The organism is Gillisella taibaishanensis, assembly GCF_001938985.1.
Taxonomy (GTDB): domain Bacteria; phylum Pseudomonadota; class Alphaproteobacteria; order Rhizobiales; family Rhizobiaceae; genus Allorhizobium; species Allorhizobium taibaishanense.
The window spans coordinates 1-11,814 of the sequence record NZ_MKIN01000026.1 but is presented as its reverse complement, the minus strand read 5'-3'; the positions used below and the strand labels follow the sequence as shown (position 1 = coordinate 11,814).

The 11,814-nt window shown below is 56.9% G+C and carries 11 protein-coding genes; 5 read left to right on the top strand and 6 right to left on the bottom strand.

Going from position 1 to position 11,814, the window contains the following annotated elements; genetic code table 11:
- Positions 1–18: 18 nt before the first annotated feature.
- Positions 19–948 (bottom strand): dihydrodipicolinate synthase family protein, encoded by a 930-nt coding sequence (locus BJF91_RS20825; protein ID WP_075616473.1) that lies wholly within the window; start codon positions 946–948, stop codon positions 19–21.
- Positions 949–1,077: 129 nt separating this feature from the next.
- On the opposite strand from BJF91_RS20825, the gene BJF91_RS20820 reads away from it, so the two are divergent.
- The 5 genes from BJF91_RS20820 to BJF91_RS20800 all read left to right on the top strand — a co-directional run bounded on the left by BJF91_RS20820 (position 1,078) and on the right by BJF91_RS20800 (position 5,762).
- Positions 1,078–1,794, top strand: a complete 717-nt coding sequence (locus BJF91_RS20820) for a FadR/GntR family transcriptional regulator (protein ID WP_234801689.1) — start codon at positions 1,078–1,080, stop codon at positions 1,792–1,794.
- Positions 1,795–2,447: 653 nt separating this feature from the next.
- The gene (locus tag BJF91_RS20815; protein ID WP_075616471.1) at positions 2,448–2,927 is read left to right on the top strand and encodes a DUF305 domain-containing protein; all 480 of its coding nucleotides are present in this window, start codon (positions 2,448–2,450) and stop codon (positions 2,925–2,927) included.
- A 17-nt stretch (positions 2,928–2,944) separates the two neighbouring features.
- Positions 2,945–4,405: a YncE family protein gene (locus BJF91_RS20810; protein ID WP_075616470.1), complete on the top strand. Its 1,461-nt coding sequence runs from the start codon at positions 2,945–2,947 to the stop codon at positions 4,403–4,405.
- 53 nt (positions 4,406–4,458) lie between these two features.
- Positions 4,459–4,986 (top strand): RNA polymerase sigma factor, encoded by a 528-nt coding sequence (locus BJF91_RS20805; RefSeq protein WP_075616469.1) that lies wholly within the window; start codon positions 4,459–4,461, stop codon positions 4,984–4,986.
- Positions 4,983–5,762: an anti-sigma factor family protein gene (locus BJF91_RS20800; RefSeq protein ID WP_075616468.1), complete on the top strand. Its 780-nt coding sequence runs from the start codon at positions 4,983–4,985 to the stop codon at positions 5,760–5,762. The genes BJF91_RS20805 and BJF91_RS20800 overlap by 4 nt, the downstream gene beginning before the upstream one ends.
- Before the next feature lie 286 nt (positions 5,763–6,048).
- On the opposite strand, the gene BJF91_RS24620 is transcribed toward BJF91_RS20800, so the two are convergent.
- From BJF91_RS24620 to tssI, 5 genes are all read right to left on the bottom strand, one after another.
- On the bottom strand, positions 6,049–6,261 hold the full coding sequence (locus tag BJF91_RS24620) for a hypothetical protein (RefSeq protein WP_234801688.1): 213 nt from the start codon (positions 6,259–6,261) through the stop codon (positions 6,049–6,051).
- Positions 6,262–6,461: 200 nt separating this feature from the next.
- Entirely contained in the window at positions 6,462–7,547 is a 1,086-nt protein-coding gene (locus tag BJF91_RS20795) for a hypothetical protein (RefSeq protein WP_139310806.1), read from the bottom strand.
- 12 nt (positions 7,548–7,559) lie between these two features.
- Positions 7,560–9,026, bottom strand: coding sequence for a DUF4150 domain-containing protein (locus tag BJF91_RS20790; RefSeq protein ID WP_075616466.1), 1,467 nt, complete (start codon positions 9,024–9,026; stop codon positions 7,560–7,562).
- Positions 9,023–10,150 carry a DUF2169 family type VI secretion system accessory protein gene (locus BJF91_RS20785; protein WP_075616465.1) on the bottom strand — a complete coding sequence of 376 codons (1,128 nt, stop codon included), beginning with the start codon at positions 10,148–10,150 and terminating at the stop codon, positions 9,023–9,025. The genes BJF91_RS20790 and BJF91_RS20785 overlap by 4 nt, the downstream gene beginning before the upstream one ends.
- 10 nt (positions 10,151–10,160) lie before the next feature.
- Positions 10,161–11,814, bottom strand: a 1,654-nt coding sequence (tssI, locus tag BJF91_RS20780; protein WP_075616464.1) for a type VI secretion system tip protein TssI/VgrG, incomplete at its 5' end; no start/stop codon positions are given.

The window sequence follows — 11,814 nt, the reverse complement described above, 5'->3', positions numbered from 1 at the left end:
CTCGACGACAGTCTGTCGTCAGCCTGCCTGAGCGACAGACTGCGGAACCGGCCATTCCGACAGAAGCGCCGAAAGCCTGCGGTTCGCCTCTGCCGTCAGGGGCCAGGCCGCGGGAACGCGTGGCGGTCCACAATCCTGTCCGAGCAGCTTCAGTGCAGCCTTGACGACAGAGACGTTCGCGCCGTTGCGCTCCTCGGCTCGCAACGCCTCGAAGGCCGACATGCCGCGGATCAGCGCATTGGCGCCGCTGAAGTCGCCATTTTCCAGGGCGGTGTTGATGGCGACGGATCGTTCAGGCCAGACGTTGATCAATCCGGAGGTGAAGCCGCGTGCGCCGACGGCATAAAATGCCGGCGCCCAGATTTCCGCTAGCCCACCAACCCAGACGATGGATGGATCGTTCGCCTGTATTGCGTTGCCAAGGCGGAGCGGAGACGCTGACGCCCATTTGACGCCGATCACGTTCGGGATCGCGCACAGTGCCGCGATGGCATCTGGTCCTATCTCATCATCGCGGAGATAGAGGATAACCGGAAGATCTTGACCCTCTTCTGCTATCCTTGCCACATAGGCGACGACGCCGCGGGGAGAAACAAATGGATCCGGCGGCTGGTGCACCATTAGTGCGGAAGCACCAGCTATGCGCGACGCTTTGGCCAGCGTCAGCGCATCCTGGATGCCGCGGCCTACACCGGCGACAAGCGGCAGACGGCCGTCGACGATCTCGGCGGTCGCGTGCACCATCGCCTCGGCCTCAGCGGTCGTCAGGCAGTAGAATTCCCCGGTATTGCCATTCGAAACCAAGGTGCCGACACCGGCGGCGACGGCCCGATCTACAATCGGCGTCAAATGCTGCGGAGCTATATGGTCGTCGGCATCGAACGGCGTGACGAGAATACCGGAGACGCCGCAAAGCGCTTTTCTCAATGACGTGTTGACTTGGTTCATGTTGTTCTTCCATCTAATGATGTGCGGCGAATGGCTAACATGTAATTTATATTTACAAGTTTCCGAACAAGTCAAGGGTGCCGCGGATTTATCGTTCCGGCATCGATCCGGACGCAAATGGGGAAATAGGTGGCAGCTTTGATGTTCACTCCACAGAAAAAAGAACGTTTGGGAGACAAGCTTTACGGGCAGATCCTGCAACAGATCGTATCCGGGGTTTTGCGTGAAGGTGATCGGCTGCCGTCTGAAAATCAAATGTGCCAGTCGTTCAACGTATCGCGTCCGGTTGTCCGTCAAGCTCTCGTACGTTTACAAGCTGACGGGTTGGTTGCATCTCGCCAAGGCGCTGGCACCTTCGTGCAGAAGCGGCCCCCTGAAGGCCTCACGCGTTTCGCCGAACCTTCCGATGTCTCGGAAATGTTACGCTGTCTGGAGTTGAGAATGGCTGTTGAAAGCCAAGCGGCCGCCTTGGCCGCCCTTCGTCGCACGTCGTCGGAACTGAAAGATATTGAAAACGCCCTGAGTGCCATTGAGGCAGAGATGAAGACCGGCAATCTGCCAGTGTCCGCAGACTTTGCTTTCCATTACGCGGTCGCGGCCGCGAGCGGTAACGTCCTCTTCCCGCAAGTCCTTCAGACATTAAACGATCTTATCGAGCGCGGAATGACTGTGGCGCTGAGCCTAACGCGCGAAGGTACTCCAGAACGCGCTAGGCGGGTGTTCGACGAACACTACGCGATCTTCCAGGCAATCGAGCGGCGAGACGTTCAAAGCGCCGAACTTGCCATGCGATACCACCTGGACCGACTAAGACAGCGGGTAACCGACAGCCACAGAGATCGATGAATGAACTGGTCTCCTTTTCGATTGGACAATCGGCATAAGCAGAAAGGCTCAAGCACAGCCCTATGTCTAACGCGTAGCGACACATGAACTGCTAAAGGGTCATGTGCGCCGCAGGCGGTGGACAATCGAACAAAAGCTGACGATCCTTGAGCAAACGCTCGAACTAGGCGAGACGGTATCTCCACCGCTTGCCGCGCTCTTGGACAAAGGTAGGGCGAGACCGGCCTGCGAACCCATATCAAGAGCGGTCTGTGCTTGGCGACGCGTTTCTACAAGGTCGGCCATGCGCCATATAGGGAGATGCTGGGAAAGAGCAGACCTGCGGATGCCAGTAGCCTTGTGCAAGTCGCCCATGCACAGCCCGTTGCCCACGCTCGGGCTAGCTGATCGTGAAGGTGTGCGCCGGCTTCTCGATGACCGGCATCGCCTTGACCGACCGGTACATGGTCGTGCCGAGGCTGAGAACCGATCCCCGTTCCGTCCAGATACTGGCTGCTCATAGGAACGTCGGCGAAGATAGTGCTTGGCATTTCTGCGATTGCGCTGGTCGCTTCATTCGGGCTCCAGGACCCCTCCTGAAAAGATTTCCGATGTCTTTGGAATAGATCGTCGCTGCCGTTGTCTACCAACATGAACCAACAAAGGAAACGACGATGAACCTACCGATCCCGCACCTGACCGCCACATGTGCAGTTCTGGGGCTGCTCGCTTTTGGCCCTTCGATTTCCCGTGCTGCCGATATCACAGCGCCTGTGCCTGCGAACGGAAATGCCACCTCTGATCTCTCTTCGGAGAAGGCCTACCTCGATCAGAACAATGCCGCGATGGATAAAATGATGGCTGATATGGAGGTCAAACCCAGCGGCGACGTCGACCGCGACTTCGTCGCGATGATGACGCCGCATCATCAGGGCGCGATCGACATGGCTCTGGCCGTGCTGAAGTACGGCAAGAACGAGCAGCTAAAGCGCATTGCGCAGGAAATCATTGTGGATCAGCAACAAGAGATAGCGGCGATGAAGCTCGCGATCGGCGATCCACTCCCCCCGTCCGAAGCTGTCCCCACCCAGGTGACACCGAGTACTGGCCCAGCAGCGTCCATGAAAGGCATGGACCCGAGCATGAAAATGTAACTGAAGAGGCAATCAACATGAATATCCGAGCATCCATCGCCGCCACTCTGTTGGCGGGCAGCATCCTTGCGCCCATTTCGGTCTTCGCTGGCCAGGCTCCCGGAGCCTCTTCCGATCCGGACATCCCAGTCAGCGGGAAGGACCGCGTCTATGCGGCAGAGCAGTTTTCGAACACCGTGTCCGTAAGCGACCCCTCGACCAACAAGCTGCTCGGCGTCATCAAGCTCGGAGATCCGCAGCCCGGAAACCTCAGTCCGCTTTACAAGGGTCAGGTCCTGGTTCATGGGATGGGGTTCTCTCCAGACCACAAGACGCTTGCGGTCGTCTCCATCGGCTCCAATTCCGTGACCTTTATCGACACCGCCACGAATGTAGTGAAGCACACGACTTATGTGGGGCGGTCGCCGCATGAGGCATTCTTCACCCCCGACGGCAAGGAAGTTTGGGTGACAGTTCGCGGTGAGGACTATATCTCGGTCATCGACGCCTCGACATTCCTGGAGAAGGCACAGATCAAGGTGCCCTCCGGTCCCGGCATGCAGATTTTCTCGCCCGATGGGAAATACGGCTACATTTGCTCCTCTTTCAATCCGGAAACGGTCGTGGTGTCCGTCGCCGACCATCAGATCGTCGGTCATGTGAAGCAGGAAAGCCCATTCTGCCCGAACATTGCCGCCTCTGCCGATGGCAAGCAGGTTTGGTTCACGCTAAAGGATGTCGGCAAGACGCAGGTCTTCAACGCGCAGGCACCCTTCGACCTGATCAAGACGCTCGATACCGGCCCAATAACCAACCACGTCAATCTCGTCACCAACAAGAAGGGGAACTTCGCCTATGTGACTATCGGAGGACTGAACGAGGTGAAGGTTTTCCGTACCGACACCTTTGAGCAGGTCGCGACCATTCCGGTCGGTAACCTACCGCACGGCATCTGGCCATCGGGCGACGGCACCCGCGTCTATGTCGGACTGGAAAATGCGGATCAGTTCGCGGTCATCGACACGCTTACCAACAAGGTCATCGCCAACATTCCGATTGGTCAGGCGCCGCAGGCAGTCGCCTATGTCCCGAACGCCGTGCCGGAAGGCGATGGCCTGGCAAATCTGGTGCCGCTCGGCAAGGCAGGCGAGGCAGCTCATCTGAAACTTGCCGCCAAAGGTCATAAAGGATCAAAGGATACGCCATCCACAGTCACGCTGTTTGACCAGGGACTGACGCAGGTCCTCCAGGCTTCCGTGACTGGGCTCGATCCGAAGAAGCCATACGTCCTGGCTTTGTCCGGCAAGCCGGATGGCTCAGGTCCACTACAGGGTCTGTCGAACTTCATGACGAACCCGGCAGGCTCGGCGATCGTCAACGCGGTCGGCCCCATCAGGCAGATCGTCGAGTCCAAGCGCAAGGACGAGCGCCAGTATCTGGTCGTCGCATCCTCGGTCGATGACAAGCCTGGCGACGTCGTGCAGGTCCAAGCCGAATAGTAGCTTACAAGGCGATCCGCGTGCTATGCGGGTCGCCCATCTGGAGATCGCTGATGGACGACATGCTGTTGCAAGTGGAGCCGATGATTCCGGCGCTCCGTCGCTACGCTCGAGGTCTTCTTGGAGACGTCGAGGCCTCCGACGACATTGTGCAGGACTGCCTTGAGCGGGTGGTCGCGAACTGGAGCCGCCGCCGTGACGACAACGCGCGCTCTTGGGTCTTTGCAATCCTGCACAATCTCGCCGTGAACCGCCTGCGACAGAAGGCCCGCCGCGGAAATATGGTGGCTCTCGAGGATATGCCTGAAGCGAGCGGGGCCAGCGAAGCTACGCAAGAGCAAACGGTCTATGGCAAGGAAGTCATGTCGGTGATCGAGCTTTTGCCACCCGATCATCGAAGCGTTCTCTTGCTTATATCGGTCGAGGATCTTTCATACGTCGAGGCAGCGAAAATTCTCGCCGTTCCTGTTGGTACCGTGATGTCCAGATTATCTCGCGCGCGTGAACAGTTACGTATACTTCTCGAAAGCTCTCCGACCGGCGTTAGAGTTGGCGGTTCCCATCTCAGGAGGGTCAAATGACCAGGAAACCCATAACGGAAGACGATTTGCAGGCCTATGTCGACAAGGCGCTATCTCCAGAACGTTGCGGCGACGTCGCCGAATACCTCCTGACCAACCCCGACGCTTCCATGCGAGTTGCTGCCTACGAGAGGCAATCCTTGATGCTGAGGGCATCATTGGACCCCGTCGCCAGGGAACCAATACCAAGCCGGCTTAATCTCGCGAACATTGCTGCAAACCGCGCAGCGAATACAGCGCCGTCGTTTTGGCGGATGGCCGCGGCCGCGGCAATTATCCTCGCGATAGGTGCGACCGGGGGCTGGACTCTTAAGGGTCTTTCCATTCCCGCCACAGAAGGCGTTGCAGCTCTGGCGCAGGAAGCATCCGCCAGCTACGGCGTCTTTGCTTCGGACAGGATCCGTCCTGTCGAGGTTCGGGCTGACGGGACCGACAGTCTCAAGCAGCTCGCTTCCGACACTCTGGGTGCGCTGACCGTTTTGCCGGACTTGAGCAAGTCCGGATATCGCCTGATGGGTGGACGCGTGGTCCCAACCGCCCATGGTCCAGGACTCATGCTGATGTACGACAACGACAAGGGAAGTCGGCTTGTCATGTTGACCCGGCGGATGCAGGTCGATCAGGATAAACCGATGGTGGCGAACTCGGATGCCAGTGTCAGAGGTTGGAGTTGGGCGAATAATGGAATGGGATTCAGCCTGGTGGGTTCGCTCCCTGCGGCCGATCTTCACTCCATTGCCGACCTTGCGAAAGCACAAGTGGCAACATCGCTATAGAAGCGGCCGGAACACTCCGGCCGAGCCGAACTGGCCTCTGGCGCAAATATTAGGAAACTAGATTACGCCAAAACGATCTCATTTCAGGGGCTTAGCTGGTCTACTGAGGGGGCGCCGGTTTGATTCCGCTGAAGGCGATTTCTTGGCGCATCCTACCTATAGCCTTTCAAGGGCGAAGTTGCTCCTTACTCGTGAAAGATAATTAATGGGAAGAACCAGGTCGAGGTGATCACAGTGAAAAAATTCCGCTAGTGTTCGACATCGCGACCAGTCTCGCCAGTGCCAGTCAGTCAGATGTGTCGTCTGTCGAGAACTTCCTGTGCAACTGAACAGCTTGTCGACGGCGCAGGGCCGGGTCTTGGCCGTTTTCGACGGCGAGCACCATTCGGATGCGCTCTTCTTCGGCCATACGCCGAGCTGTCTTTCCAGCACTGGTTAAATGGACCAGCCAAGCATTTTGACGATGTCGGCTCGTTTCTATCCGATTGATGGTGTACATGGCCTCATCGTGAAAACAGCCTCCATGACCCTGATCTGACTGCATTGACGAGACATTCCCAGGAGGTCTTTCATTCTTGCTATTCGTCATTTCACTTTCCGGTCGAAATCCGACAGGACTTTTGAACTGGAAACTCGTAGCCAACCACCGGATGTTGAGCAGCAGATACCACAGCATTACGGTCTCGGCGAGCAGCCTACTCACAGATCGGGATGATCAATCCGCTCCCACTCCTTGCCATCGAACCTGAAAATATCTTTTGACGCGACAACCCATAGGACGTCTCCGACCGCTTGCGCGAAGAAAGGTCCACCATCAATGGACTTTGGATCATCTCGGCTGCGGAGGCGAGGCAGAGGCGGATCGAACTTTCCAAAGTCACCCGTTTTGGGATCATACTCGTACAGGCCACCGGGGCGCACACTGGCAGGCATAACCAGTTTGCCGCGATAGGGCGTTATCATGTGAAACAAATTGAGCTGAGTATTTAGACTGACAGGAGCAAATCCCCTTGCGTAGCTGCCGTGCAGAAGAACTCCCTCACGCCCGCAGACCCACACACTGTCAGAGTTCTCGATATAGATACCAGTTAGCGCTGCCTCAGGTAGATAGACGTTAATTTCGTGAATTTTTGACCCATCCCAGTAACAGAGGACAGGTTTTACCCCTTCTTCCCCGCACAGATATATTTCATTTTTACTGAGGCCTTTCACGTCGTTAAAAAACAAGTTTCTTGGCTCTTCTTCTTGTGTTTTTAAAAGCCATTCCAAAAAACCGGGGTCTTCGGTGTTTGGAGCGTTTTCCATCAGTTTAACATGAGCATCAGGATCAAATATTACCGCATCAGTCAGCAATCCCCAACTGTCGTATTTCCGGCGGACGTATATTTGACCGCCACTTCCACAGACGTATAAACGGTCTTCGATCTGGATAAGCTTAAAAACTTTTCCGTAAAATTTGGATTCTGGATAAGCTGTGCCAGCACCTTTGATGCGTTCGACACTATGGCTTGGTTTCACTATATGACAAACATCACCTTCCGCTCCTAGAAGCGAGAAATGTGACGAAGGGGGAGATATCTGAGTGTCATTTATATAAGCAATGCTCTGCACGCTCAGATCAAGATCATCAAAATACCACCGTCGATCCGGATCGTTTTTGTGTTCGTATTGGAACACCCTCGCTGCAGCTTCATAAATAGCTTCATCGTTATGTTCTTCATCCAAAACCGCAGAAACCATCAGGGTGTCAGGGGACGACGCGGCGGCACGTGTGAATGCGATCACAATATAACTCCTTTAAGGAAGCGAGCGAATAGCGCCACTTTTAAGCGCCTTGACTGTTTCGTTTGGTAACGGGGGAAGTCTTTTGGCTCTCAGAAGCTGATTGGGGTTGTTCCCTGCGAACTGCTTATTGACGGCTTCGACAATTTGCTTAGCGCAATCAGGCCGTACTTTTATCATTGCGGCTATGGAAATTACTTTAACCTGATTAAGTGTTGCAGTATATTTCGGATTAGACCGCTCGCCTACCGTTTGTATAGTGTCGTCTGCAGCATGTCCTTGATTATGCTCGGTGCCGTCCGTGGAGGCGTTCCCCAAAACACAAATGCTCATGCCATCATCCAAACTGGGCATGTTTGGTATTCTCGCATCTGATGCTCGTCGCCGGTCGTATCGCAAAGTCCAATCCGGCACAATATGATGTGCCTGCATGCTATATTGACCGCAGATGTTTTTCATCTTGGCGTAGCGATCAACCTGACATTTTTTGCGATATTCATCCCGCTCTGCAATCCGAACAGTTTCGGACTGGGGGAGTGGAGCGACTTGAGGTTTTGGCACTGTCTGCCTTCTACGAAGGAGTTCCGCGATTGTGTCGTCGCGGACCGAGGAGCCACTGTCCCAAAACGGCAAGTTGGTGATCCGTTTTTGTGCATCCGAAATTTTCTGCCGCTCAAATTCATCCTGTGGAACGAAGTCTGAAAAATTGGATTTGTTGGTCGGAAACAGCATACCAACGGCAAATACACCTATGCCAGCCAGCACAGTTCCCAAGCCAACACCAGCTCCTGCCGCAGCAGCTCCACCTGCTGTTGATCCGCCAGTCGCTGCAGCCGCTCCACCACCTGTCGCGACGCCGCTTCCGCCAGCTGCGGTAATAGCACGTGCTGCTGCGGGAGCGAGGAAGCCAAGGGTGGCCCCCCCTGACCCGCCAGCATCGGTCGCCGTCTTCTTTGGATCAGACGCATCGGCCACTTCAACAGCGCGCAACGACCCAGGAACCGGATCATCATTGACAGGAGGGGCATAGGTCGAGGTGTCGCGCACAAACAGCGCTTCACCATCGGTGTTGCCCTTGTTCATCTTGAACCGGTCGAGATGACGAATGACGTGAGACCCCTCTGCTCGAACCTGGTCAGCGTGTCCAACCGGTTCGCAAACGTCACCGACCGTTCCAGACTTCACACCCTTTTTGGTGCCAGGCTTGTCGTTGTGCACATGGGCCGTGCGGGACCGCATGACCATGGCCTTCTTGCCCGTGAAGCGAACCGAGGAGGTATAGCCTTCGTCATGTCCGCAGAAATCGACGATGGGGTAGGGGACAGCAACGACCGACGATCCGCAAGGCGTCCAACACACATCCGGGGACAGCGAGACGATTTTGGCTTCGTCGAGATCGCGAAGGCCTTCACGCGGTTGCTTCGTGGTCCATGGCTCCGGATAGCCAGGTTCACCGAGATAAGGGTCGCGGGGAATACTCATGCGTCCTCCGTGGCTTGGCTGGCGGGTGAAGCTACGGACGCTTCAGGCGTGGCTTTCACGCGAACACGAGTCAACGTGAGCGTCGTTTCGCCAGCGTCTGGAAGGGGGAATCGAACCCGCCAGGTCAGCATGACGGTTTCCTTCGAGCGCCAGTCGAAATGCACACCGTCGAGCTTGAGAACCTGCCAATCATCACGATCTTCGCGCTGACAGTGGACCCCGAATGTCAGTCCAGGCAGGCGGCCTCGTGCTTGGGCAAAGCGCGGATGAAGATGATCGAGTTGGTAGGCCTCGTCTCCGGTAAGGTGTGGTGTTGCGATCAGATCGGGATGAGCGCATTGCCAAAACCGAGGATCGAAATCGCGCGGAAGAAGCGGGTGCCGCTCATTCAGCCAGGCTTCGTCATAGGTGCCAGCATATTGCTGTCGTGATCTCCACCAGGGAGAGACAAATCCGAACCCTTGCGGCTCGTATCGCTCGCGCCAGTCCAGGCTCTGGCCGACGTGGGTGATCTGCGGCGCTGGAACAGGTCCGACATCATGGGCCATATCCAAGTTGACAATACCGCAGCCGAGCGGATTACGGCGCTCGACGTCCACAGGAGTGTCCTTTTCCGGATCGCCTGTACCTGGGATCGAGCCGCCAAAAGCTTTCGACCAACATAGTGGCACCATGTCTGTCGGCTGTGCTTGCGTCAATTCCCAATCTTTGATGACCCGCTTGGGTTCCTTGGCGGAAAAACCCGCCCACTTCTCCCGAATTTTGGGCTGCCAGTAGCGCTCACCATGCACCTCAACGGTCTTGGAGACGGAGCCGACGCGAAGGCTCGATTGCCACGACGTGGCAGGCTTGCCATCAGGAGCATGGGCGTTTCCAAGGAAGGTGACGTCGGTGCCCGGCTTGTCAGGCGTCAGATCGGATTGCCGCAGCATGACGCTGGCGTGGGGGTCGCCTTCATAGGCATCTTCCCATTGAAAGCTCTCCTGCTGAGGGGCGATGTCAAGCATGTCATCCTGAACATGCAGGAAGGTTCCACGCATCGAGACGATGCAATCCAGGTTGCCTTCGGCATCGAATTGCCTGAACGCCATGGCCGGGAACGGGAGGCGGTTGATCAGTTCCACCTGCCTCTCCTCAGTTCAGATCAATTGGGGTGCCGCGCAGCTGGAAGTGGTCCGTCGCCACGAAATTGAACGTCTTGCCAAGGATGATCACTTCCCCGTTCGACTTCATGATGAACTTGGAATCCCCGCACTCGATGACGAATTCTTCGCCGACGGCGATCTTCTTGAACTTGCCGACGCTTTCAAGCGAAGTCTGTCCGACATTGGTAACCTTACTGACACCGATCTGCTCGGCGCGTGCCACGCCGATCGTATCGGATTTGAAGGCACCGACGATGGTGTTCATGATGCCGGGCATCGGAAAGAGACCAGCAGCGTCATCACCAACGCCTGTCCCGGACCCTGCAAGAGCGGTACCAGCGTCGGTACGGGGATTTGAGCCATCCACCACACCTTCGCGAGCCATCAAACCACCCGCACCAAGGAAGCCTAGCGCAGACGATGCCAACGTTGTGGCAAAGCTTGCCAGACCAGGACCGCCACCGCCCGCAATCTGGCCAGCTTGAGCAAGAAGGCCCGCAGTGTGGCCAGAAATCCCCTGGACTGCACCCATGAGAGCCATCGCCATCGGTCCCGTGCCGCCAACGACGGTGTTCACCGAGCCGCCGATTTCATGCTTCTGGTTACCAGCGACTTCCACGGCACGGTTGCCACCGATGGAGGCCACTTCATGCCGGTCGATGCGTTTGGTGCGGTCATTGCGCACTCGAGTGGTCTGATCCTTCTGGGCATGGAAGAACATGTTCTCCTTGCCGTTCTCATCTTCGAAGGTCATCTCGTTGAAGCCGCTGCCCTTGTGGGTGTTGGAGCGCAGCACCATTCGGGTCTTGTTGGCGGGAAGATCGTAAGGCACGGGGTTCTTCGGATTGGGCACGACGCCAATGACCAGAGGCCGGTCCGGATCGCCATCAACGAACGAGACCATCACCTCCATGCCGATGCGGGGAATGACCTGTGCGCCCCAGGTGCCACCGCCCCAAGCTTGGTTGACGCGGATCCAGCAGGTGTCGGAACCATCCTTCTTGGCGCGCCGGTCCCAGGGATACCAGACCTTGATGCGGCCATACTGATCCGTGTGGATCTCTTCACCGGAGGGACCTGCAACAATCGCCACCTGCGCGCCTTCGATGCGCGGACGCTTGGTGTCGCGATGCGGCGTCAGCGGCACGCGTGAGGGAATGGCTTCGAACGCGTTGCGATATTCCTGTTCATTCTCCGTCGTCTCATAGGAGCGGTCGACCACCCAGTGGGTGATGCTGGTGATCACATGCTCTTCGTATTGATGTTCGGGATGCGGCTCCTCATAGGGCGTGAAGCGCCGGCCGGCTTCGAGAAAGCGGACATTGGACTTACCCGTCACCCGCTCATGATCGGCCTCCACCGCCTGCATGCGGAAGGTCTCTGCCTGTTCGGCTTCCTTCACATCGCTGATGCGGGCCGGATATTCGTAAAGCTCGCGCTTGGCCGCCCCCGGCATTTGTATCAGCGATGGCGTGACGTTGAGCGGCACCGTGCTCGGTGTCTCGAAATTCCAGTCGGCGCCGGCGCGCTGGCCAGGGATGAAGGCAAACTGCCGCATCCATTCATTGATATGGTTGCGATCCGACGATCCCTGCGCTAATCTCACCTTGTCGGCGCCTTCCGCAGAGGCCGAAGGCTGGCTC